Source organism: Streptomyces sp. NPDC006463 (genome assembly GCF_042870715.1).
Classification (GTDB): Bacteria; Actinomycetota; Actinomycetes; order Streptomycetales; family Streptomycetaceae; genus Streptomyces.
In genome coordinates, this window is the sequence record NZ_JBIAHP010000002.1 from 70,696 (window position 1) to 94,323 (window position 23,628).

Here is a 23,628-nt window from a genome sequence, read left to right on the forward strand (position 1 = left end):
ACTCAGTTCGCGATCCCCACCACGAGCCAGATCCCGGCCACCCCGCCCAGCGTGCACATCAGCGTGGACAGGGCGGGGTGTTCGTGGTGCGCCTCGGGCAGGATCTCGGCGGCCGCCAGGTACAGCAGGACGCCGCCGAAGAAGCCGAGGTAGGCGCCGAGCGGTTCCTCCGGAAGAGTGAACAGCAAAGTGGACGCCGCACCCACGACGGGGGCCGCGGCGTCCGCGAAGAGCATCATCAGGGCCTTGCGGCGGTCGTTGCCGTAGAGACTGGTGAGCGTGTACGTGTTGAACCCGTCGGCGAAATCGTGGGTGATGACGGCCAGTGCCACGGCCAACCCCATCCCCCCGCCGACCTGGAAGGCCGCGCCCAGGGCGACGCCGTCGGCGAGGCTGTGTCCGACCATCGCGGCGGCCGCGGTGAGCCCGACCTGAGGGGCGCGGGCCCCGTCGTCCCCGCCGTGCGCGGCCTGGCGTACGGCGAGGAGCCGTTCCACGACGTGCGCCACCAGGAATCCGCCCACGAAGAGCAGCAGGGCGAGCGGGACGCCGAACACCTCCGTGCCCGCCGCGTGCAGGGCCTCCGGGAGCAGGTCGAGGCCGACGACACCGAGCATCAGACCGCCCGCCAGGCCCAGTACGAGGTGACGGCGGTCGGTGACGCGCTGCGCCGTCCATCCGCCCGCCAGGGTCATCAGGAACGCGCCCAGTGCCACGATCACGGCCATGTGCCCCTGCATACCGATTCCCCGGCCCGCGCGCACTTCCGCCCGCGCGTCGCGGGTGGCGGACTGTTGACGACTGACCGGTGGCGGTGAGGTACCGGTGACGGTGACTACGGACGGAGGACACCCGGTGGGCGAGTACGCGACGCAGCTGGTGGTCGGGGTCGGCGGACGCGCGGGGGTTTCCGTGGCGGAGGTCTGCGCCCTGGTCGAGGAGACGCTTCGGGGGGCCGGTCTGGCCACGGCGGCGGTGACGGCGCTGGCCACGGTGGACGCGAAGGCGGGCGAGGCGGGGATAACCGGCGCGGCGGAACGTTTCGGCGTGCCCCTCATCGCCTACCCCGCCGAACGGCTGGCCGAGATCCCCGTACCGCACCCCTCGGACGCGGCGCGCACCGCCGCCGGGACGCCCTCGGTGGCGGAGGCCGCGGCGCTCGCGAGCGGCGGTGAACTCCTCGTGCCCAAGCGGCGGTCGGTGGCGGCGACCTGCGCGGTTGCCACGGCGCACGCGCACGACCTGCGCCACCACGGCGACGCGGAGGTGATGGACGCGGGCTCCGCCCTGGTGGACCTCGCGGTCAACGTACGGGCGGACACGCCCCCGGACTGGCTCAAGCAGCGCATCGCCGCCTCCCTCGGGGATCTCGCCGCCTACCCCGACGGCCGGGCCGCCCGCGCGGCGGTGGCGGCCCGGCACGGGCTGCCGGTCGAGCGGGTGCTCCTGACGGCCGGGGCCGCGGAGGCCTTCGTACTGATCGCCCGGGCCCTGGGCGCCGTACGGCCGGTCGTGGTGCATCCGCAGTTCACCGAGCCGGAGGCGGCGCTGCGGGACGCGGGGCACCGGGTGGAGCGGGTGGTGCTGCGGGCGGCGGACGGGTTCCGGCTGGACCCGGAGGCGGTGCCCGAGGACGCGGACCTGGTGGTGGTCGGCAACCCGACCAACCCGACGTCGGTCCTGCACCCGGCGGCGACGCTGGCCGCGCTGGCCCGGCCGGGCCGGATCCTGGTGGTGGACGAGGCCTTCATGGACGCCGTACCGGGCGAACGGGAGGCCCTGGCCGGGCGGATGGACGTCCCCGGGCTGGTGGTGCTGCGGAGCCTGACGAAGACGTGGGGGCTGGCGGGGCTGCGGATCGGCTACGTACTGGCCGAGCCGCAGGTGATCGCGAAGCTGGCGGCCGCCCAGCCGCTGTGGCCGGTGTCCACCCCGGCGCTGGTGGCGGCCGAGGCCTGCGTGACTGCGGCGGCGCTGGCCGAGGCGGAGGAGGCGGCGCGGCGGATCGCGGTGGACCGGGCCCATCTGCTGGCCGGGCTCGCGGAGTTCGACGAGGTCACGGTGGCGGGGGTGGCGCAGGGGCCGTTCGTCCTGATCCAGGTCGCGGACGGGGCGGAGGTACGCACGAGGCTGCGCGCCCTCGGCTTCGCCGTCCGCCGCGGGGACACCTTCCCGGGGCTGGACCGCTCCTGGCTCCGGCTGGCGGTCCGCGACCGGGCGACGACGGGCCGGCTCCTCCAGGCCCTGGACCACGCCCTGACGCTGGCCGCCACCAACTGACCTGCGCGTCCGCCGGGCGCTGCGGTCGCCGTCCACCGGATGGCCTGCCTACGATGACAACGGGGGCGGGGCCGGGCAAGGATCCCCGCAGCGGTTGCGACAACGGGGGTTGGGACATGAGGACATCGGCCAGGATAGGCGCGGCCCTCGCCGGGCTGGCGGTCGTGGGCGGCGGGATCTACGGCGTGCCCCGGCTGCTCGACGGCGTCGGCCATGGCGACGGCGGCGGCGCGTCCACCGCGCAGCAGCGGCTCCAGGGCAAGCCCGGCACCGGGCCCGCCGAGCCGAGCGGCACGGCCCCGGCCGGGCGGCCGTTCACGCTGGTGGCGACGGGCGACATCATCCCGTACCCGTCGATCGTCCAGCAGGCCGCGAACGACGCCGGCAAGGCCGGGGAGCACGACTTCCGGAAGATACTCGCCGGGGTCAAACCCCTGGTGTCCGCCGCCGACCTGGCGATATGCCATCACGAGATACCGTACGGCCGGCACGGCGGCCCCTACACCGGGTACCCGACCTTCAAGGCCCCGCACCAGCTGGCCGACGCCCTCAAGGACGCCGGGTACGACAGCTGTTCCACCGCCTCGAACCACACCCTGGACGACGGGTACGAGGGCCTCGCCCGCACGCTCGAACACCTCGACCGGGTCGGCATCCCGCACGTCGGCTCGGCCCGCAGCCCGGAGGAGTCCAAGGCCCCGGCCCTGCTCTCGGCCGGCGGCGCGAAGGTCGCCCAGCTGGACTACACCTACGGCACGAACGGCATCCCGCTCCCCGAGGGCAAGCCGTGGGCCGTGAACCTGATCGACAAGGACCGGATGATCGCCGACGCCCGCGCGGCCCGGGCCGGCGGCGCGAACGTGGTCGTGCTCAGTGTCCACTGGGGCACCGAGTGGCAGACGGCGCCCGACGCGCAGCAGCGCGAGCTGGCGCAGGCCCTGACCGCCTCGCGCGCGGCCGACGGCCTCGCCGACATCGACCTGATCATCGGCACGCACAACCACGTGCCGCAGCCCTACGAGAAGATCAACGGCACCTGGGTGGTCTTCGGCACGGGTGACCAGGTCGCCAGCTTCGTACCGGCCGACAAGCTGCGGGGAAACCAGTCGTCGGTCCCCCGCTTCACCTTCGCCCCGGCGGCGGCCCACGCGGGCCGCTGGGAGGTGGTGAAGGCCGAATTCCTCACGCAGTACTCGGACATGGGGCCGCCGTTCCGCGTCGTCTGCGCCTCGTGCGCGGCCTCCGACAGCACGCTCCCGGCCGCCAAGCGGAGCGAGTACGCCCGGATCGACCAGCAGGTCACCGAGGCCGTGCTGTCACGCGGCGCGGGCGGGCAGGGCCTGGAGCACGCCGCCCGCTGAGCACTCCCCTCCGTGTGCTCCTCGGGCGGCGCGGCGCTCGCGGCCCCCACCGCGATACGCGCCCTGCGCCACCGCGTTACCAGGCCCTGCCCCGCCGGGTTACGAGGCCCTGCCCCGCCGGGTCACCACGAGCGCGACCCCGCCGGTCCCGAGCAGGGCCAGCGCGCCGCCCGCGACGTAGGGGGTCAGCGAACCGCCGCCGGTCTCGGCCAGGTTGGCGTCCTTGGTGACGGCGGACCCGGTGCCGGTGGCGGTCTGGGGCTTGACGTCCGGCTGCGCGGACGGGGTCGGCGCGGGAGCCGCCGGGGACTCGCAGTGGGCCTCGGCGAGCACGACCTCGCCCTCCACCTGCGCGACGTTCAGGTTCAGCGGGTTGACCGACACCTTCAGGCGGAGCGCGGCAGCGGCCGCCGTGGTCGAGGTGGTCTCCGTACCGGACAGCTCCATGCTGACCAGGCCCACGCCCGGCACCTCCACCTTGGTGGGGCCGCCCGCCGACGGGGTGATCCGCTTGCCGAGCGCGGTCACCGTCCCGAGCACGTTCGCGGTGGCCGTCGGCTGCTTGCCCGCCTCGCAGACGGCCTTGGAGGTGACCTTCTCCACCTCGATGAGCGAGAGCTCCGGCAGGCCGGGCACGTGCACGCGGGCCTTGGCGAGGTTGGCCTGCGCCTCGGCCCGGGTCTTGTCCGCGGTCGCCCTGGAGGTGGCCACGTCGGCTTTGAGCACGCTGACCGGCGCACCGCCCTCGACGCCGTCCAGGGTGACCGTCAGCGCCGTCTTCTCGGCCGTCGCCGGGGCGCTGACCTCGTTGAGGGAGGTCTTCAGCGGGAGGTGCACGGTCTTGTTGAGCAGGCCCACGTCCAAGGTGGTGCGCAGGACGACGGCGTCTGCCTTGCCCTCGCCCCCGGCGCCGCCGCCCGTGGCGAAGGCGGGCGGGGCGGCGAGCAGGGCCACCGCTCCCGTGGCGAGCAGGACGGCCGCGGGCACGCGGAAGGTATTGCTGTTCAAGGTGGTGGAACCCCCGGGGAGATGGGTGCCGCCGCGCCGCCAATGGGGGACATCGCGCGCGCCGACGGCCTCGACCCCGGAATCTTTACGCACTGTGAGTGAACGTTCAGGCACCTGACGTGAGTTCACCCCAAAGGGTGGTTTCCACGCACACATTCGAATAATGGCGCCTCAGGAAGAACGCGAGTTCTCTCCTTTCGCGGACATACGGCGAGCGCGGCCGTCTCTAACGACCGCCGGGCCCGCGATGTCACGCGGTGTCAACACGTCGCTCAGGCACGGACCTTGCCGTCCACGACGACCCGGAGGGGTTGCGCGAGGGCCCGTACGTCGGCCCGCGGATCGGCGGCGTAGACCACGAGGTCAGCCGGCGCCCCCTCGGTCAGACCTGGCCTGCCGAGCCACTCGCGGGCCGCCCAGGCCGTCGCGGACAGCGCGTCCAGCGGCGGGATCCCGGCCTTCACCAGCTCCTCGACCTCCGCCGCGACCAGGCCGTGCGGCAGGGAACCCCCCGCGTCGGTGCCGACGTACACCGCGATGCCCGCGTCGTAGGCGGCCCGCACGGTGTCGTAACGCCGCTCGTGGAGCCGCCGCATGTGCGCCGACCACCGCGGGAACTTCGCCTCGCCGCCGGCCGCCATCTTCGGGAACGTCGCGATGTTCACGAGGGTCGGGACGATCGCGACCCCCCGCTCCGCGAACAGCGGGATGGTGTCCTCGGTCAGGCCGGTGGCGTGTTCGATGCAGTCGATGCCCGCCTCGACCAGGTCGCGCAGCGAGTCCTCGGCGAAGCAGTGCGCCGTCACCCGGGCGCCCAGCCGGTGCGCCTCGGCGATGGCGGCCTCGACCTCGGCGCGCGGCCAGCAGGACGTCAGGTCCCCGACCTCGCGGTCGATCCAGTCGCCTACCAGTTTCACCCAGCCGTCGCCGCGCACCGCCTCGCGGGCCACGTACTCGACCAGGTCGACCGGCTCGATCTCATGGGCGTAGTTGCGGATGTAACGGCGGGTGCGCGCGATGTGCCGGCCCGCCCGGATGATCTTCGGCAGGTCCTCGCGGTCGTCGATCCAGCGGGTGTCGGAGGGCGACCCGGCGTCGCGGATCAGGAGGGTGCCGGCGTCGCGGTCGGTGAGCGCCTGCCGCTCGGCCGTCGCGGCGTCGACCGGACCGTGGGAGTCCAGCCCCACGTGGCAGTGCGCGTCGACCAGCCCCGGCAGGGCCCAGCCGGTCACCGTGGTGACCTCCCGGGCCCCGCTCGGGCGCTCGTAGGAGACCCGGCCCCCGACCACCCAGAGCTCGTCGCGGACCTCATGGGGGCCGACGAGCACACGGCCCTTCACATGCAGCACGTCAGTCATGTCGGCACTGTACGTGCGTGCGCGGCCCGCACCGCGGGTACCCCCGCGGCACCACCGCGACCCGGCCGTTCCCGCGGCGGACCCGGCGGCGCCACTGCGCGCCGGCGTCAGGCGGGGGCGTCAGGCGGGGGCCTCAGGCCAGGGCGTCCAGCAGCCGGTCCACGTCCGACTCGGTGGCGTAGAGGTGGAACGAGGCGCGCAGGGCGCCCGCGCGGGCGGAGGTGGCGATGCCGGCGGCCAGGAGCGCGGGCTGCCGGTCGGCGAGGCCCGGCACCGAGACGATGGCCGACTCGCCCGGGACCGGCTCGTGGCCGAGGCGGGCCAGACCGGCCCGGTAGCGGGCGGCGAGTGCGGTGTCGTGGGCGTGGACGGCCTCGATGCCGATCCGCTCCAGCAGGGCCAGCGAGGCCTCGGCCGCGTGATAGGCGAGGAACGTGGGGGATTCGTCGAAGCGGCGGGCTCCGTAGGCCAGTTGCGGCATCGGCCCGTAGGTGGCGTCCCACTTGGATTCGGCCGCCACCCAGCCGGCGTGCAGCGGGGTCAGGGTGTGCTGGGCCTCCTCCGACACGGTCAGGTACGAGGCTCCGCGGGAACCGAGCAGCCACTTGTAGCCGGCGGTGACCGTGTACTCGTACGGTGACGCGTCGAAGGGCAGCCAGCCCGCCGCCTGGGTCGCGTCCACGAGCATGCGGGCGCCGTGCGCGGTCGTCGCAGCGCGCACCGCGGCCAGGTCGGCCGTCCGCCCGTCCGCGGACTGTACGGCGCTCAGCGAGACGAGCGCGGTGTCCGGGCCGACGGCTTCGGCGAGGGATTCCAGCGGCGCGAAGCGGACCTTGAGATCGCCGCGCACCACGAAGGGGTTGATCACGGAGGCGAAGTCGCCCTCCGGGCAGAGGACTTCGGCCCCGGACGGGAGGGAGGCCGAGACCAGGCCGACATGGGTGGCCACGCCCGAACCGATGGCGACCCGGTCGACACCGACGCCGACCAGCCGGGCGAAGGCGGCCCGGGCCCGGTCCACCCGGTCGAAGTCGCCGAACCCGGCGGGGAGCCCGGCCCCGGCCGCCTCGGCGAGCTCCCGTACGGCGGCGACGGCGGAACGCGGGAGCACCCCGCAGTTGGCGGTGTTGAGGTAGGTGGTGGAATGGGCGAACTCGGCACGGGCGGCTTCGACGAGAAGATCCATGCGTCCACTCTGCGCCGAGTCCGACCCAAAGTCCATTACCTGGTTTTGCGCGCCAACCTAAAGGAAGTCTTATGCCTGCGGGGCCGCGCACGCGCCGTCGGGCTCGCACGCCTCGGCCCCGGCGGCCGGCTCCTCGACCTCGCGCCCGGCCCAGGCCTGCTCCAGGGCGCGGGTGAACACCTCGGCCGGCTGGCCGCCGGAGATCCCGTAGCGGCGGTCGAGAACGAAGAACGGCACGGCGTTGGCGCCCAGCTCGGCGGCCTCGCGCTCGTCGGCGCGCACCTGCTCGGCGTAGGCGGAGTCGTCGGCGAGGACGGCGCGGACCTCGGCCTCCTCCAGCCCGGCTTCGACGGCGAGCGCGACCAGCACCTCGGGGTCGAAGACGGACCTCTCCTCGCCGAAGTTGGCCCGGTAGGCGAGGTCGAGCAGCTCCTCCTGGCGGCCGCGGGCGGCGGCCAGGTGCAGCAGGCGGTGGATGTCGAAGGTGTTGCCGTGGTCGCGCCCGTCGGTGCGGTACGTCAGCCCCTCGGCGCGGGCGCTGGCCGCGACGTGCTCCTCCATGGCGCGCGCCTCGTCGAGGGTCCGGCCGTACTTCTTGGCGAGCATCTCCACCACGGGCGCGGTGACGCCCTTGGCGCCGTTCGGGTCGAGCTCGAAGGACCGGAAGACGACCTCCACCTCGTCACGGTGCGCGAACTCGGCCAGCCCCTTGGTGAAGCGGGCCTTGCCGATGTAGCACCAGGGGCAGGCGATGTCGCTCCAGATCTCGACGCGCATGATCCTTCTTCTCTCCGGGTCCGTGGATGAACGTGACTGAACGCGAACGGAACAGTTCTGGCTTCAACGAACTGGGGTCGCGTCTCATTCCCCGGACTGCGGGGCCACCGTGAGCCAGAGGACGAGGTGGGAGCCGGAGCCGGTGGGCTGCGGTTCCGGGAGCCAGCCGTGGGTGGCGTAGAAGGCCTGGGCGCGGAGGTTGTGCTCGTAGACCTCCAGGCGGACCCGGCGGACGCCGGTGCGGCGCCAGGCGTCGAGGCAGGCCGCGTGGAGGGCGGCACCGGTGCCGCGCCGCCAGTGCACCGGGTCGACGTGGAGCTGGGTGAGGGTGGTCTCGCCGTCCGCGGTACGGAAGGCCGCGACCCCGGTGAGCTCGCCGTCCTGTTCGGCGCACAGCACCCCGCCGTCGGTGGCGGCGCGGGCGACGGCCCGGGACCAGCCCTCGCGGGTGCGGGCGAGCTCGGCCTCGCCGCCGTAGGCCTCCTCGGGGATCCGGCCCCGGTAGTAGGTGGCGCGGGCCCGGGTGTGGAGGGCGGCAATGGCGTCGAGGTCGGCGGCGCGCGCGATTCTGATCATGGATGGGGAAACGTGCCGGGAACCGTGGCGGTTCCCGGCGCGCCGCGCGCGCCGCCGGCGTGGCTACTTCTTCAGCCACGCCTCCATCATCTTCTGGGCGATGGGCGCGGCCAGCTTGCCGCCGCCGATCTCGGAGCGGTCGGTGTCCGAGTTCTCGATCACCACGGCCACGGCGATCTGCTTGCCGTTCGCCTTGCCGTACGAGGTGAACCAGGCCAGCGGCGCGAGGCTGTTGTTGACGCCGCGCTGGGCGGTGCCCGTCTTGCCACCCACCTCGGCGCCCGCCACCTGGGCCGGCTTGCCGCCGCCCTCGGTGGCGACCGTCCGCATCGCGTCCCGGATCATCGAGGCCGTCTTCTCGCTCATGACCTGCTGGGACTTGGGGTCCTTGAAGCTCTCCAGCACGTTGCCGTTGGCATCGGTGACCTCGGAAACCATGTGGGGGGCGACGAGCTGGCCGCCGTTCTCGATCGCGGACGTGACCATCGCCATCTGGAGCGGGGTGGCCTGGACGTCGAACTGGCCGATACCGGTCTGCGCCACCTGGTCGACCGACATCTTCTTCGTCGGGTACTTGCTCGCCGGGTTGGTGCGGACCGGGGTGTCGATCTGCACGTTGAAGCCGAGCTTCTCGGCCGTCGCGCGCATCTTGTCCTGGCCCAGCTTGGAGGCGAGTTCCGCGAAGACGTTGTTGCAGGACAGCCGCAGGGCGGTGCGCACCGAAGCGTTGTTGCAGGCCGCGGAGCCGGCCTCGCTCGGCAGCAGGGTGCGGGTGCCGGGGATGGTGTACGGGTCGGGGATGCCGGTCGGCTGGTCGATGTTGGTGACGAGGCCGTTCTCGATCGCCGCGGCGAGGGTGACGAGCTTGAAGGTGGAGCCGGGCGCCTGGGGCTTGCGCAGGGCCACGTTCTCCATGGCCTTGCCCTTGTCGGCGGAGAGCTCCGTCCAGGCCTGCTCGTCGTTGGCGCCGGTGATGCGGCCCGGGTCGAAGGAGGGGTTGTTCACCACGCCGAGGATCTGGCCGGTCGCGGGGTCGATGGCCACGGCGGCGCCCTGCTTGCCCTGGAGCGCGTCGTAGGCGGCCTTCTGTACGTCCTTGTCGATGGTGGTCAGGACGTTGCCCGGGGCGGCACGCTTGTTCGTGAGCGTGTCCATCACGGTCTTCAGCCGGCTGTCGGAGCCGTTGAGGACGTTCTTGTAGATGCCCTCCAGCATGCTCGTGCCGTAGGCCTGGGAGCTGTAGCCGGTGATCGGCGCGTAGAGGGGACCATCGGTATACGTCCGCTTGTAGCCGAAGTCCTTGCCGCCCGTCTTCGCCGAACCGGTGATCGCCTCCCCGCCCACGATGATGTTGCCCAGCGGGTTCTCGTACTGCCCGATGAGGTTCCGTCGGTTGTGCTGGTCGTCTGCGAGGGCCTGGCCTTGGTATGCCTGCACCCAGGTGACACGGACCAGCAGGGCCAGCACCAGAAGCAGACAGAAGACCGACGCGCGCCTGATCGTCTTGTTCATCCCCCAGAAGGACGTACCTGTGGTCCCAGGCGTTCCGCTCTGACCCGATTGTGGCGGGGTTCTCAGCTTTTCTTCATGAAGCCGCCCTCGTAGGCCGCGATGACCGCCTGGGTACGGTCGCGGGCCCCGGTCTTGGCGAGAACGGACGCGACGTGGGTCTTGACCGTCTGCGGGCCGACCCCGAGGCGCTCGCTCATCTCGTGGTTGGACAGGCCGGTGGCCATCAGCCGAAGTACGTCGGCCTCGCGGTCGGTGAGCCGGGCAACCCAGGGCGCGGCGGGCGGGACGGCGGCCGTGTGCGCCGCGGCGAGCGAACGGACGGCGGCCGGGAAGAGCAGCGAGTCGCCGCGGGCGACGAGGCGGACGGCGCCGATCAGCTCGTCGGGATCGGCCCGCTTGAGGAGGAACCCGGCGGCTCCCGCGCGCAGTGCACCGTAGACGTAGGAGTCGTTCTCGAAGGTGGTGACGACCATGATGCGGGGCGGCTCGGCCATCGTGGCGAGGATCTGCTCGGTGGCCCGGATCCCGTCGATCTCGGGCATCCGGACATCCATCAGCACCACGTCGGGGGCGAGGGAGCGGACCAGCGGCACGGCCTCCGCCCCGGTCGCCGCCTCGCCGACGACCTCCAGGTCGGGTTCGGCTTCGAGGATGGCCCGCAAGGCGGTGCGGACCATCCGCTCGTCGTCGCAGAGCACGATGCGCAGCGGTGGGCGGCCCGTCGATGGCGAGGTCTCGGGCACGGTCGCGGCCGGGGCCAGGGCCGGGGCCGTAATCGGGGTCGGGGCCGTGATCGGGGTCGGGGCCGGGGCCGTGATCGGCTCGGTCATCGGCCGTCTCCGGCGAGCGGCAGGACGGCCCGAAGCCGCCACAGGTCCTCATACGGGCCGGCCTCGACCCGGCCGCCGAGCAGCGCGGCCCGTTCGGCGGCGCCGCGCAGGCCGCGGCCGCCGGTGGTACGGGGCTCCAGGCCCTCGGGTGCGGCGGGCGGATTGGTCATGGTGATCTCCAGTTCACGGTGTCCGGTCTCTGCCCCGCCCTGTACGCGTATCCGCAGTTCCACGGGGCCCGAGCCGTGGCGCAGCGCGTTGCTGAGGCCCTCCTGCACGATCCGGTACGCCTCCCGCGAGGCGATCGCCGGCAGCCGAGCCCAGTCCGCGACAGGGCCGGGGTCCTGGCGGGCGGTGACGGTGGTGCCCGCGGCCCGGGTGCGGGCCAGCAGTCCTTCGAGGTCGGCGGCCAGGGTCGGCGCGGGCGCGGCGTCCGGCCGGGCCGCGTCCCCGTCACGCAGCAGGCCCAGTACCGCGTCCAGTTCCCCCACCGTCCGCCGTGTGGTGTCCTCGATCGCGGCCAGCGCTTCGCGTACGAACTCGGGGTCGCGCTCCAGGACCCGCCGGGCGGCGCTCGCCTGGAGGGTGACGGCGCTCAGCGCGTGCCCGACCGCATCGTGCAGCTCCCGGGCGAGCCGGTTGCGCACGGCCAGGTCGGCGGCCCGCTCCTCGGCGGCGGCCAGCCGGTCCGCCCCGGTCGGCCCGAGTAGTACGGGCGCCATCCGGGCCAGCAGCGCCCCGGCCCCGGCGGCACACAGGGCGAGCCCGGCCAGCAGGCCCACCCCGAGCAGGGAGGCCACGTACGGACCGACCCCCATGGAGAACCAGCCCAGTCCGATCCTGGCAGCCTCCTGTCCGCTCACGAGCGGCAGCGTGATCAGCACCACCGCCATGGGCGGGACGGCGAGGCTCATCCCGCTGATCAGCGCGCCGACCCCCAGGTGGAGGGTCCACCAGGCGGAGGTCCGCCTCCGGGCGGACCAGGACCGCGCGGGCCCCTCGGCGAGCCGCTCCCCCGGCACCCCGCACATGGCCCGGACTGCGGTCACCGACAGCGGCCGGACCAGTCCGAACACGGCGGTGACCGCGGCCAGCGGGAGGGCCGCCGCGTAGGCGGCGAGGGTCAGCGGGAGGGACCTGAAGGCGTTCTGCCCGCCGGCCGCCACACCGACCCCCACCTGGGCGAGGAGGAAGTACGGCATGAGCAGGGCCCCGCCGAGTACCAGGTGGACCCAGCGCAGCCGCGCCCGTGCCCCCAGGAGCCGGCCCAGACCGTCGCGCATCACCCCTCGCGGCGGGATATGAGGAATCGCGTGAGGACAGTGGCGGCGAGCGACCCGGTGATCATCTGGCCAGCGTAGGCCAACAGGATCTCGGCCGCAGGCCCTTCGCTGCCGTCCAACTGCGGTCCCAGCGAGGTGACCAGCATCCATGTCCCCCAGCTCAGCGTCGCCCCCGCGCCGATCCAGGCGAGGCCGAGCGGCCACCGCGCCGGCACGTGCCCACCGCGGGCCAGGAGCAGTGCCCCGGCTCCGGCCGCGAGCGCGCACATCCCGTGGGCCACGGACACCACGGCCGTCTCCGCGGAGTACGCGGCGGCCCGCTCCGCGCCCAGCCAGGCCGTACCGCCGAAGGCCCAGTACGCGTACACGGCCGCGACCGCCAGGCCTGCCGCCGCAGCGGCGCCCGCCACCACCCCCGTGGATGACGGGAGCCTCTGCCCCAGCACGCCCTGCCAGCGCCGGCCCCAGCGCTCCCGCGCATAGGGCACGAACAGCCCGGCCAGGGCGAGTCCTTGGATCGTGAAACCGGCGTAGACGACGTTGAACACCCACGGGTCCAGGAACGGCTCCTGGGCCGCCTTCGCGGCCTCGTCCACTCCGAATCCGAGCCCCCGTACGAGCAGTTGGCCCGGGAACCCGAGGAGGATCGGAGTCAGCAGCCCGGAGGCGACGAAGACCGGGACGGTCAGCAGCCAGGCCGGGAACCGTATGCCCGAGGGCCGGGTGAGCACCAGTACGAGCAGGATCACGCAGGCGTCCATGGCCAGCGTGACGGAGTTGGCCGCGATGAAGAACAGCCCGGGCTCGCGGAGCACACTGCCGTCCGGTATCCCGACCTGGCTCCCGGCCAGCCAAGCGCTCTTGAGCGTCAGATACGGCACGGTGGCGGCCAGGGCCACCGCCCGCAGGATGCGCCGCCCGGTCCCCAGCAAGGGGGCCTGCGGCTGCGTCGTCGCATACGTCGTGGGAACGGCTCGTGTGGTCATGACCCAACGGTCCCGCGCGCACCGCCCCGCCACCTCCCCCTCGATGGGGAACCGCCTCCCCCGGGCGGGGGAGGAACCACCTCCTCCACCGCGCGACTTGCCCCGCCTCACATGCGCCGCGTCACCACCGACAGCCGGTCCCGCGCCTCGAACAGCGCCGCCTTGATGGTCTGCTCGTGCCCGTCCGTCAGCCGGGCGACCGGCACCGAGCAGCTCACCGCGTCCCGTGCCGGCGTCCGGTACGGCACCGCCACCCCGAAGCAGCGCAGCCCGAGCGTGTTCTCCTCCCGGTCCACCGCGTACCCCTGCTCCCGCACCAGCGCCAGCTCCTCGATGAGCCGCTCCCGGTCGGTGACGGTGTGCTCGGTGACGGCCTCCAGCCGCCGCGGCAGGAGGGCGCGCACCTCGTCGTCGGTGTGCGTGGCCAGCAGCGCCTTGCCGAGCGCGGTCGAGTGGACGGGCAGCCGTCGCCCGACCCGCGTGAAGGGCCGCAGGTAGTGCTGGGACTGGCGGGTCGCGAGGTAGACCACGCTCGTCCCGTCCATCCGGGCCAGGTGAATGGTCTCCGTCGTGTCGTCGGAGAGCCGGTCCAGCGTGGGCCTGGCGGCCGCGACCACCTCGTCACCGTCGATGTACGAGCTGCCGACCAGCAGCGCCCGGACGCCGATGCCGTACCGCGTGCCCGTCGCGTCCGTCTCCACCCACCCGAGGTTCACCAGGGTGCGCAGCAGCATGTACAGGCTGGACTTGGGCAAGGAGAGGTCGTTCTGGATGTCGGCGAGGCTGTGCAGGCCGGGCCGCGCCGCGAAGTGCTCCAGCAACAGGACCGTCCGCACCGCCGATTTGACCGGCGATGCCGGGGCCGCACTTCCCGACTCGGTCGTCGTCATACGCCTGCTTCCCCTCGGGTCGCCTCTTGTCACGCGGAGGACGCGGAAATAGAGTCCGCAGCAGATGTGATCATTCATCCACCGGAACGGCGTTCAGAATACTGAACGATCCAGGAGGCAGTGGGCCATGACAACGACACCAGTCTGGAGTGTGGACCCCCGCACCGGGAAGCAGCGCGAGCAGGTTGCGGTGGAGGCCACATCCCGCGAGGTGGACGAAGCCGTACAGGCCGCCCACGCGGCCCGTGGCGCGCTCGCCGACGCCACCGCCCGCGCCGCCTTCCTGCGCACCGCCGCCACGCTGCTCGACGAGGCCGCCGCGCACGTCATCGAGGCCGCGGACGCCGAGACCGCGCTCGGTCCGGGCCGGCTCACCGGCGAACTCGCCCGCACCACCGGCCAGCTGCGCGCCTTCGCCGACGCCGTGGACGAGGGGGCCTACCTCGACATCCGGATCGACCGCGCCGACCCCTCCCTCAGTCCCCCGCGCCCCGAACTGCGCCGCTACAAGGTGCCGCTGGGCGTGGTCGCGGTCTACGCCGCCTCCAACTTCCCGCTCGCCTTCTCCGTCCCCGGCGGGGACACCGCGAGCGCGCTGGCCGCCGGCTGCCCGGTGGTCGTCAAGGCCCATCCCGACCACCCGGCCACCTCCGAGCTGTGCGCCTCCCTGCTGCGCCGGGCGGCCGTCGCCGCCGGGCTCCCGGCCGACGTGGTCACCACGGTCCACGGGTTCGACGCCGGCCTGGAGCTGATCCGCCACCCGCTGGTGTCCGCCGCCGGATTCACCGGTTCCATCCGGGGCGGGCGGGCCCTGTTCGACGCGGCCGCCGCCCGGCCCGTGCCGATCCCCTTCCACGGCGAACTCGGCTCCCTCAACCCCGTCGTGGTCACCCCGGCCGCGGCCGCCGAGCGCGCCGAGGAGATCGGCAGCGGGCTCGCGGGCTCGGTCACCCTGGGCGTCGGCCAGTTCTGCGTGAAGCCCGGCCTGGTCCTGGTCCCCGAGGGTGCGGCGGGCGACCGCCTGACCGGCGCGCTCACCAAGGCGCTCGGGGAGACCGAGCCGGGGGTGCTGCTCGACCACCGGATGCGGGAGAACTTCGTCTCCGGCGTCCGGGAGCGGGCAGCGCTGCCCGGCGTCGACGCGCCCGTCACGCCGGGCTCCGGTGGGGAGCACACGGTCGGCGCCGGCTATCTGACCGTGCCGGCCGCCCGCCTCCTCGACAGCTCCCCGGACGCGGGGTACGAGGTGCTGCTGGAGGAGTGCTTCGGTCCCGTGACCGTCGTCGTGCGGTACTCCGACCAGCGCGAGGCCGGCGCGGTGCTCGGGCGGCTCGCCGGGAACCTGAGCGCCACCCTCCAGCTGTCGCAGGCCGAGACCGATGGCGAGCCGGGCCCCGCCTCCGAGCTGATCTCGCAGGTCACGGGACTGGCGGGCCGGATCGTCGTGAACGGCTGGCCGACCGGCGTCGCGGTTGCCCCGGCGCAGCACCACGGCGGCCCGTACCCGGCGGCCACCTCGCACTCCACCTCCGTCGGCGGGACGGCGATCGAGCGCTGGCTGCGGCCGGTGGCGTACCAGTCGGTGCCGGACCCCCTCCTTCCGCCCGAGCTGCGCGAGGCCAACCCGCTGGGGCTGCCGCGCCGCGTGACGGGGGCCTGAGAAGGCCCGGCGGGCCTGCCCGGGGACGCCGGAATTCCGTTGCCCGCCCCGCCCCCGGCGGGGCAGGCTGCGGCTCATGCCGAAGCCGCACGGGTTCTCGTACCGACAGCACCAGGACGACTCCGTCGTCATCACCCACCAGGGCCGCACCGCGGCGACCCTGCGCGGGGGCCGGGCCGACAAGTTCCTGGCCGAGGTGGGGTCCGGCGACGCGCAGCTCGTCATGGCCCGCTGGACCGGCGCCTACAAGTTCGGCAACGAGCGCACGGCGAGGAACCACCCCCGCAACCGGCCCTGACCCCGGCCGGAATCTCGCGCGAAAGTACGCGAAAGTAAGGGAACGGCAAAGCCCCTCCGGTCGTTCTCCAGGGCATGACCGCTATGACCCCTGGATCCAACCTGCCGCTCAATGCCGTCCGTGTGACGGTGGACGTGGCTGCCCCGGTGCGGCTCGACGTGTCGGGGCTCCTCCTCACGGCGGACGGCAAGGTGCGCTCCGACGCCGACTTCATCTTCTACAACCAGCCCTCCGGGCCCGGTGTGACGTACCGGTCCGGCGGCGGTGCGGCACCGGACTCGATCACCGTGGACACCGGCGCGCTGCCCCCGGGCATCGAGCGGATCGTGGTCACGGCCAGCCCCGACGCGGCCGGGCAGACCTTCCAGGGCATCGAGCCCACCGCCACCGTGCGCAACGCGGACGGCGGAGCGGTGATCGCCACCTTCACCCCGCCGCAGCTGGGGGCCGAGACCGCGCTCGTCGTCGTCGAGGTCTACCGGCGCGGCGGCGTGTGGAAGGTGCGCGCGGTCGGCCAGGGGTATGCGAACGGCCTCGCCGGCATCGCCACCGACTTCGGGGTCTCCGTGGACGACGAGCCGGCCGCCGCTCCCGTAGCCCCGCCCGCGCCTGCGGCACCGCCCGCCCCGCCGGTCTCCTACCCGGCCTCCCCCTGGCTCGGCGGCGCCACCACACCGGCCGCCCCGCCGGTCCCCGCCGCCCCCGCACCGGTCCCTGCCGCCGCCCCGCCCGCCGGAGGGAAGATCAACCTCGACAAGGGCCGGGTCAGCCTCCAGAAGAACCAGACCGTCTCCCTGGTCAAGGGCGGCCGCCCGCTGCTCTCCCAGGTCAAGATGGGCCTCGGCTGGGAGCCCGCCTTCGGCGGCCGGGACATCGACCTCGACGCCTCCGTCATCGCGTACGGCCCCCAGCGCAACCACATCGACAGCTGCTACTTCGGCAAGCTGTCCATCCTCGGCGGCGCGATCAAGCACTCGGGCGACAACCTGACGGGCGAGGGAGCGGGGGACGACGAGGTGATCGTCGTGGATCTGGGCCGGCTCCCCGCCGAGGCGACGGGGCTGGTCTTCACGGTCAACTCCTTCTCCGGCCAGAAGTTCACCGAGGTGGCCAAGGCCTACTGCCGTCTGATCGACGCGGCGAGCGGCGAGGAGCTGGTGCGCTTCGACCTCACCGGCGCCGAACCGCAGACCGGGGTCATGATGGCGAAGCTGATCAAGCAGTTCACCGGCGAGTGGGAGATGACGGCCATGGGCGACTTTGTGAAGTCCCGCACAGTGCGCGGCATGGTCAAACCCGCCTCGCAGGCACTCTGAGCAGGTGGGCGGGCACATGGCGCCATCGGGCCCGGTCGCGGGTGATGGATGCCACGCGTAATCCGGAGGTGGCTGTCAGTGCCCGCCCGTAGCCTTGAACTCATGCACAAGTCACTCACCCCCGCGGGGCCCGCCCGCCCGTCCGCCGCCGAGGCGAACGAGGCGATACGGCACCTTGTCGAGACCCGGGTGGACGGCGAGTGGCCCTCGGAGGCGTACGAGTTCCTTCTCGCCGAGTGGGCCGAGGCCTCCCGCTCGGAGGTTTCCGCGGCCCAGTAGGCCCGGCGGCGGTACCGCCGCCGGCCAGGCCGCCGCAGGTCCGGAGCCCCGTCGGCCCCGGACCCGCCCGGTCTCGCCTGCGCAGGCGTCAGTGAGCGCGCCGCCACGGCCCGGTGATCGCCAGCATGATGCCCGGGTCCTGGATGTTGGCGTACAGCGTGCGCCCGTCCGGGGAGAAGCAGACGCCGGTGAACTCCGAGTACTCCGGCTCCTCGGCGGTACCGATGTTCAGCTCGTTGCGCGCCAGCGGGTAGGTGCGGCCCGATTCGGTCGCGCCGAACAGGTGCTGCAGCCCCGAGCCGTCCTCCGCGATGACGAGGCCGCCGTACGGCGACACGGTGATGTTGTCGGGGCCGTCGTAACCGCCGTCCGCCGCCGGGTCCGCGTTGACCCCGATCAGGACGTTCAGCCGGATCGTGCGCCGCTTGGGATCGTAGAACCACACCTGGCCGTCGTGCGCCGCGCCGGGGCTCTCCTCACGGGCGTAGGAGGAGACGAAGTACGCGCCGCCGTCCGCCCACCACATGCCCTCCAGCTTGCGCGCCCGCGTCACGGCGCCCTCGCCGAACTGCTTGCGCACCGGCACGGTCCGCGCGTCGCGGTCCGCCACGTCCACCCAGTCGACCCCGTAGACGGTGCCGGTCTTCGTCGCGCGCGAGAGGTCGTCGACGAACCGGCCCGAGCTGTCGATGCACTTGGCGGCCTGGAGCACGCCGGCGTCTGCGGAGAGGGTACGGAGCTTGCCGCGCCCGTGGCGGAAGCCGGCCGGCGGGGTCCAGCGGTAGAGCAGCCCGTTGGGGCCGGAGGCGTCCTCGGTCAGGTACGCGTGGCCATGGCGCGGGTCGATGACCACGGCCTCGTGCGCGTACCGGCCGAACGCCTTGATCGGCTGCGGGTCGCGGTTGGCGCGGCGGTCGTGCGGGTCGACCTCGAAGACGTAGCCGTGGTCCTTGGTCATGCCGTTCTTGCCGGCCAGGTCCTCGGTCTCCTCGCAGGTGAGCCAGGTGTCCCAAGGGGTGGAGCCGCCCGCGCAGTTGGTCGACGTACCGGCGACGCCCACCCACTCGGCGACCTCGCCGCCGCGCCGGACCTCGACGACCGTGCAGCCGCCGGCCGCGGCCGGGTCGTAGACCAGGCCCTCGGTGAGCGGGACGGGGTGGGCCCAGTTCTCCCGCTTGCCCTTGAGCTCGTGGTTGTTGACGAGGAGGGTGACCCCGCGGTGGCCCTCGAAGGCGGCGGTCCCGTCGTGGTTGGACGGGGTGATCTCGCCGGAGTCCAGCTTGGTGACCCCGCTGTGCGTGATCACGCGGTACGTGAATCCCTCGGGGAGGGCGAGGAGGCCGGCCGGGTCGGCGACGAGGGGGCCGTAGCCGGGCTCGCAGGGCCGTCCGTGCTCGTCGCGGCGGGTGCCGTCCTCGGCCGCCAGCGCGCCCGGGGCGGTGGCCAGGGCGCCGACCGTCCCGGTGAGCGCGACTCCCGCTCCGGCGAGGACGGTGCGGGCGGTGAAGTCTCTGCGGCTGAGCGGCATCGGGTCTCCAGGGGTGGGGAGGTGGTGCGCCTGTCGTGCGGTCGTCGGCGCACACGCTCCCGCCCACACGTGAACGGCGGCTGAACTACCCGATAAGAGGAACCGACCCCTTGCCCGCGGGCGGAATGGCCAACTCCGGCCCAGGAACGACTCATTGTCGATGCCCCGTCACATCGGCCCGGCCCGGCGCACTTCAAGGCCCCGACGACCCCGCCCGCCCCGTCACCGCAGCCCCGTCACGGCCCCGTCACCGCAGCCCCGTCACGGCCGCCGGGAGCGCGCCTTGAACGCGGCCTTGCGGGCCTCCTTCGCCGCCTTCTTGTCCGGGTGCAGCCGCCCCATCGCCTCCAGGACGTACGCCGTCGCCGGGTGCTCCACCCGCCACACCTGCTCGAAGAACCCGGTGTGATGGGCGGTCAGGGTCGCCATCAGCAGCGGCAGCTCCTCGGTCTCCCCGTCGGCGGCCAACTGCGCGGCGATCGTGTCGACCGTCAGCCAGAACACCATCGCCCCGTCCGGCGCCGGTACGTCGGCCACCCCTCGCTCGGCCAGCCAGACCCGGGCGAGCCCGCCCAGCTCCGGGTCGTCCAGCACCGCGCGGACCGCGGGCTCGGCCTCCGGCCCGGCGGGTGCGAGGGCCTGCTGGCAGCGCAGCCGGCGCAGCGGGGCGCCCTCGTCGTCACCGCGCGCTGCGTCCAGCAGCTCGGCCACGGCCTCGGGGACTTCGCGTCCGGCCAGCCACGCCTCGATCTCGGCCTCGGCTGCGCTCTCGGGGTAGGAGGAGACGGCGTCGAGCAGCACGTCCGCGCCCTTGTCGGCCAGGTCGCCCACGGCGGGGACCTCGACCCCGGCCTCCAGCATCCGGGCACGGACCCCGTACAGCCCGAGCGGGGTCAGGCGGACCATCCCGTAGCGGGAGACGTCCTCGTCGGCGTCGTCCCGGCCGGCGGCCGCGCCGGAGGCGATGCGCTCGTCGTCCGCCTCCGCCAGCAGCTCCTCGTCGACGGGCCGGAACTCGACCAGCCCGATGGGCTCCAGCTGCCGGAACTGGTCGTCGAGGCGCATCATCGCGTCGGAGACCTGCTCCAGCACGGCGTCGGTCGGCTCGCCCATGCCGTCGGGCATCACCATGGACGCGGCGAGCACGGGAAGCGGAACCGGGCGGTCCGCCGCGGCGCCCTCCGAGACGGTGAGCAGGTAGAGATTGGCGAGGACCCCGTCGAGGAAGTCCGCCTCGCGCCGCGGGTTCCAGTCCAGCTGGTCGAAGTCGATCTCGCCGCCCGCGTCGAGCGCGTCGACCAGGTCGTCCAGATCGGGCACGGCCGCGTCGGCCAGTACGGAGTCCAGCGCGGCCAGCCACAGGTCGAGTACGTCGCCGGGCGCGCCGCTCGTCACCAGCGCCAGGTCCTCACCGGGCAGGGCGGTGCCGGACGCCTCCTCACCGGCATCGGCCCCTTCGACGCCGTCGGCACCTTCACCCGGTTCCTCCTCCGGCTCGGTGACGTCGACCAGCCCGGTGTCGACGGCCACGCGCCAGGCCTGGCTCGCGTACACCGCGGACTCCGCGTCGGTGGCGTCGAGGCCGAGTGCCGCGGCGGCCTCGGGGAGTTGGGCGGCGACGAGCTCGCCGCCGACGTCGACGCGGGTGTCGGGTCCGGCCCAGCGGGCCAGCCGTACGGCACGGGCGAACAGCGGGGCGACGAGGGCGTCGCGGGCCAGTTCCGCATCAGGGTGCAGCCGTACCGGCGGCAGCGTGGGGTGCGGCTCTGCGGACATGGGGCGGTTCTCCTCGCGGACGCGGTGGGGCGGGGTGGCACGGGATGGCTCGGGGCCGTGACGTCCGTCGGTCCGTCGGACGGACAGACGGCCGGCCTGGCCGGGCGACCCAGCGTAGACGCATTTCGGGCGGCTCCGGCGGGTCATCCCCTTTGGTTCATCCCACAGTCAGCTGCCGTCTTCCCTGTAGGCCTTGACAACTTTGGCTGCCACACAGGAAATTGACGCGCGTAGATGTTTCGGGAGCCGCAAGTCTCCCGCAGATCTCCTGCTGCAACACCGCCGTCTCCCTCATCCCACACCGGAGTTCCCGCTCATGCGCTCCTCGCATCCCCGTTCCGCCGCCGTCTCGGCCCTCGTCGCCACCGCGCTGGCCACCGGCTTGCTGGCGGGCTCGGCCGACGCGGCCGAAGGCTCCGCCGCCGGTCAGGTACGCATCCACGACATCCAGGGCACCACCCGGATATCCCCGCTCGCCGGCAAGCAGGTCACGGATGTCGAGGGCATCGTGACGGGCGTGCGCACGTACGGCTCGCGCGGCTTCTGGATCCAGGACCCCGACGCCGACGACAACGCCGCCACCAGCGAGGGCGTGTTCGTCTTCACCAGCTCGGTCCCGACCGTCGCCGTGGGCGACGCGGTCAAGGTCTCCGGCACGGTCGGGGAGTACGTCCCGGGCGGCGTCAACTCGGGCAACCAGTCGGTGACCCAGATATCCAAGCCGGTCGTCACGGTCGTCTCCTCCGGCAACGCGCTGCCCGAGGCCACCGCGGTCAACGAGTACACGGTGCCCGCCGAGTACGCCCCGGCCGGCGACCCGGCCGCCGGCGGCAGCATCAACGGCCTGGCCCTGGACCCCTCGCGCTACGCCCTGGACTTCTACGAGTCCCTTGAGGGCATGAACGTCAAGATCGGCACCTCGCGCGTGGTCGGCGCCACCGACCCGTACTCGGAGCTGTGGGTCACCGTGAAGGGCTGGGAGAACACCGCCAAGCGAGGCGGGACCATCTACGGCTCCTACGAGTCCCAGAACACGGGCCGCCTCCAGATCCAGCAGCTCGCGCCCCTCGCGCAGCAGCCCTTCCCGGTGGCCAACGTCGGCGACAAGCTGACCGGCGTCACCGAAGGCCCGCTGGACTTCAACCAGTTCGGCGGCTACACGCTGGTGGCCCGCACCCTCGGCACCGTCCAGGCGGGCACCCTCGCCCCCGAGAAGACCAAGCCGCAGGCCGAGCAGGAGCTCGCGGTGGCCACGTACAACGTCGAGAACCTCGACCCGACCGACCCGCAGGCGAAGTTCGACGCGCTGGCGAAGGCGGTCGTCGAGAACCTGGCCTCCCCCGACATCCTCGCCCTGGAGGAGATCCAGGACGACAACGGCGCCAAGAACGACGGCACGGTCTCGGCCGAGCAGACGCTGACGAAGTTCACCGCGGCGATCGCGGCGGCGGGCGGCCCGGCCTACCAGTGGCGGACCGTCAACCCGGAGGACAAGAAGGACGGCGGCGAGCCCGGCGGCAACATCCGCCAGGTGTTCCTCTTCAACCCGGAGCGGGTCTCCTTCACCGAGCGCGCCCCGGGCGACGCGGTGACGGCGACCGGCGTGGTCAAGGAGAACGGCAAGGCCGCCCTGACCCACTCCCCCGGCCGGATCGACCCCGCGAACCCCGCGTGGGCCGACAGCCGCAAGCCGCTGGCGGGCGAGTTCGTCTTCCGCGGCAAGACGGTCTTCGTGATCGCCAACCATTTCGGCTCCAAGGGCGGCGACGAGGGCCTGACCTCGCACCACCAGCCGCCGGTGCGCTCCTCGGAGGCCAAGCGGCTGCTCCAGGCGCAGGCCGTGAACGGCTTCGTGAAGGAGGTCCTGGCGGCGGAGAAGAACGCGAACGTCCTCGTCCTCGGTGACATCAACGACTTCGAGTTCTCGGCGACGACGAACGCGCTGGCCGACGGCGGGGCGCTGTACCCGGCGATCAAGTCGCTGCCGAAGGCGGAGCGGTACTCGTACGTCTACCAGGGCAACGCGCAGGTGCTGGACCAGATCCTGACCAGCCCGGCGATCAAGCACTTCAGCTACGACAGCGTGCACATCAACGCGGAGTTCTCGGCCCAGAACAGCGACCACGACCCGCAGGTGCTGCGCTTCAAGCCGTAGTCGTAGCCGCTTGACCCCTTGAGACCGCAGAGGGCCCGGACGCCGTCCAGTCCGGGCCCTCTGCGACACTCCCGGACATGATCTTCCGATTGGCCACCCGCGAGGACCTGCCCGCCGTACTCGCCCTGCTCGCCGACGACGAGCGGGTCGTGGACCCGGCCTCGATCGTGGTCGACGAGGCCCGGGAGCTGGCCTTCGCCGCCATCGTGGCGGACGCGCGCAACGAGATGCTGGTCCTGACGGACGACGACGGCGCGGTGGTGCTGGGCTGCCTCCAGCTGACGTACATCCCGGGCCTGGGCCAGGGCGGCCGGGACCGGGCGCTGGTCGAGGCGGTACGGATCCGCCCGGACCGGCGGGGCGAGGGGCTGGGGGCGGAGCTGATGGAGCTGGCCGTGGAACGGGCCCGCGAGCGCGGCTGCGGCCTGGTCCAGCTGACCAGCAACAAGCGGCGCACGGCCGCCCACCGCTTCTACGAGCGGCTGGGCTTCGCGCGCAGCCATGAGGGCCTCAAGCTCTCGCTGCTGGACTGACATGGGTCGAAGTGGGGCCTTTCGGCCCTGGCGTGA

At 73.2% G+C, this 23,628-nt stretch carries 21 protein-coding genes; 8 read left to right on the forward strand and 13 right to left on the reverse strand.

What is annotated here, in order from left to right:
* Positions 1-2 precede the first annotated feature (2 nt).
* Positions 3-728 (reverse strand): ZIP family metal transporter, encoded by a 726-nt coding sequence (locus ACFYOB_RS04120; RefSeq protein WP_388554221.1) that lies wholly within the window; start codon positions 726-728, stop codon positions 3-5.
* Positions 729-831: 103 nt separating this feature from the next.
* Here ACFYOB_RS04120 and cobC point away from each other — a divergent pair, with 103 nt between their 5' ends.
* Together cobC and ACFYOB_RS04130 are read left to right on the forward strand one after the other, a co-directional pair.
* Positions 832-2,280, forward strand: a complete 1,449-nt coding sequence (gene cobC, locus ACFYOB_RS04125) for an Rv2231c family pyridoxal phosphate-dependent protein CobC (protein ID WP_388554224.1) — start codon at positions 832-834, stop codon at positions 2,278-2,280.
* Between the two features lie 116 nt (positions 2,281-2,396).
* Positions 2,397-3,641: a CapA family protein gene (locus ACFYOB_RS04130; protein ID WP_388554227.1), complete on the forward strand. Its 1,245-nt coding sequence runs from the start codon at positions 2,397-2,399 to the stop codon at positions 3,639-3,641.
* A gap of 99 nt (positions 3,642-3,740) precedes the next feature.
* Here the strand turns inward: ACFYOB_RS04130 and ACFYOB_RS04135 are convergent, their stop codons facing one another.
* From ACFYOB_RS04135 to ACFYOB_RS04180, 10 genes are all read right to left on the reverse strand, one after another.
* Positions 3,741-4,649, reverse strand: coding sequence for an SCO1860 family LAETG-anchored protein (locus ACFYOB_RS04135; protein WP_388554230.1), 909 nt, complete (start codon positions 4,647-4,649; stop codon positions 3,741-3,743).
* 272 nt (positions 4,650-4,921) lie between these two features.
* A complete protein-coding gene (locus ACFYOB_RS04140; protein WP_388554233.1) occupies positions 4,922-6,007 on the reverse strand; it encodes an amidohydrolase family protein in 1,086 nt (361 codons plus the stop codon).
* Positions 6,008-6,140: 133 nt separating this feature from the next.
* Positions 6,141-7,193: an aminotransferase class V-fold PLP-dependent enzyme gene (locus ACFYOB_RS04145; RefSeq protein WP_388554236.1), complete on the reverse strand. Its 1,053-nt coding sequence runs from the start codon at positions 7,191-7,193 to the stop codon at positions 6,141-6,143.
* Between the two features lie 69 nt (positions 7,194-7,262).
* The gene (locus ACFYOB_RS04150) at positions 7,263-7,970 is read right to left on the reverse strand and encodes a DsbA family oxidoreductase (RefSeq protein ID WP_388554238.1); all 708 of its coding nucleotides are present in this window, start codon (positions 7,968-7,970) and stop codon (positions 7,263-7,265) included.
* Between the two features lie 84 nt (positions 7,971-8,054).
* Positions 8,055-8,546, reverse strand: a complete 492-nt coding sequence (locus ACFYOB_RS04155) for a GNAT family N-acetyltransferase (RefSeq protein WP_388554240.1) — start codon at positions 8,544-8,546, stop codon at positions 8,055-8,057.
* Between the two features lie 63 nt (positions 8,547-8,609).
* The gene (locus ACFYOB_RS04160) at positions 8,610-10,058 is read right to left on the reverse strand and encodes a peptidoglycan D,D-transpeptidase FtsI family protein (RefSeq protein ID WP_388554242.1); all 1,449 of its coding nucleotides are present in this window, start codon (positions 10,056-10,058) and stop codon (positions 8,610-8,612) included.
* A gap of 62 nt (positions 10,059-10,120) precedes the next feature.
* Positions 10,121-10,888 carry a response regulator gene (locus ACFYOB_RS04165; protein WP_388554245.1) on the reverse strand — a complete coding sequence of 256 codons (768 nt, stop codon included), beginning with the start codon at positions 10,886-10,888 and terminating at the stop codon, positions 10,121-10,123.
* Entirely contained in the window at positions 10,885-12,171 is a 1,287-nt protein-coding gene (locus ACFYOB_RS04170; RefSeq protein ID WP_388554248.1) for a sensor histidine kinase, read from the reverse strand. The genes ACFYOB_RS04165 and ACFYOB_RS04170 overlap by 4 nt, the downstream gene beginning before the upstream one ends.
* Positions 12,171-13,157 carry a hypothetical protein gene (locus ACFYOB_RS04175; protein ID WP_388554251.1) on the reverse strand — a complete coding sequence of 329 codons (987 nt, stop codon included), beginning with the start codon at positions 13,155-13,157 and terminating at the stop codon, positions 12,171-12,173. The genes ACFYOB_RS04170 and ACFYOB_RS04175 overlap by 1 nt, the downstream gene beginning before the upstream one ends.
* A 107-nt stretch (positions 13,158-13,264) precedes the next feature.
* Entirely contained in the window at positions 13,265-14,047 is a 783-nt protein-coding gene (locus tag ACFYOB_RS04180) for an IclR family transcriptional regulator (protein WP_388554254.1), read from the reverse strand.
* A gap of 127 nt (positions 14,048-14,174) precedes the next feature.
* Here ACFYOB_RS04180 and ACFYOB_RS04185 point away from each other — a divergent pair, with 127 nt between their 5' ends.
* The 4 genes from ACFYOB_RS04185 to ACFYOB_RS04200 all read left to right on the forward strand — a co-directional run bounded on the left by ACFYOB_RS04185 (position 14,175) and on the right by ACFYOB_RS04200 (position 17,600).
* Entirely contained in the window at positions 14,175-15,707 is a 1,533-nt protein-coding gene (locus ACFYOB_RS04185) for an aldehyde dehydrogenase (NADP(+)) (protein ID WP_388554257.1), read from the forward strand.
* Between the two features lie 76 nt (positions 15,708-15,783).
* The gene (locus tag ACFYOB_RS04190; protein WP_388554259.1) at positions 15,784-16,005 is read left to right on the forward strand and encodes a hypothetical protein; all 222 of its coding nucleotides are present in this window, start codon (positions 15,784-15,786) and stop codon (positions 16,003-16,005) included.
* Positions 16,006-16,079: 74 nt separating this feature from the next.
* Positions 16,080-17,321, forward strand: coding sequence for a TerD family protein (locus ACFYOB_RS04195; protein ID WP_388554262.1), 1,242 nt, complete (start codon positions 16,080-16,082; stop codon positions 17,319-17,321).
* Between the two features lie 102 nt (positions 17,322-17,423).
* Positions 17,424-17,600, forward strand: a complete 177-nt coding sequence (locus ACFYOB_RS04200; protein ID WP_388554265.1) for a hypothetical protein — start codon at positions 17,424-17,426, stop codon at positions 17,598-17,600.
* An 88-nt stretch (positions 17,601-17,688) separates the two neighbouring features.
* Here ACFYOB_RS04200 and ACFYOB_RS04205 read toward each other — a convergent pair whose 3' ends face one another.
* Together ACFYOB_RS04205 and ACFYOB_RS04210 are read right to left on the reverse strand one after the other, a co-directional pair.
* A complete protein-coding gene (locus ACFYOB_RS04205; protein WP_388554268.1) occupies positions 17,689-19,128 on the reverse strand; it encodes an alkaline phosphatase PhoX in 1,440 nt (479 codons plus the stop codon).
* A 261-nt stretch (positions 19,129-19,389) separates the two neighbouring features.
* Positions 19,390-20,904, reverse strand: a complete 1,515-nt coding sequence (locus tag ACFYOB_RS04210; protein WP_388554270.1) for a hypothetical protein — start codon at positions 20,902-20,904, stop codon at positions 19,390-19,392.
* A gap of 316 nt (positions 20,905-21,220) precedes the next feature.
* Between ACFYOB_RS04210 and ACFYOB_RS04215 the strand changes: the two genes are divergently transcribed.
* A complete protein-coding gene (locus ACFYOB_RS04215; protein ID WP_388554272.1) occupies positions 21,221-23,059 on the forward strand; it encodes an endonuclease/exonuclease/phosphatase family protein in 1,839 nt (612 codons plus the stop codon).
* Positions 23,060-23,136: 77 nt separating this feature from the next.
* Positions 23,137-23,592, forward strand: coding sequence for a GNAT family N-acetyltransferase (locus ACFYOB_RS04220; RefSeq protein WP_388554274.1), 456 nt, complete (start codon positions 23,137-23,139; stop codon positions 23,590-23,592).
* Positions 23,593-23,628: the final 36 nt, after the last annotated feature.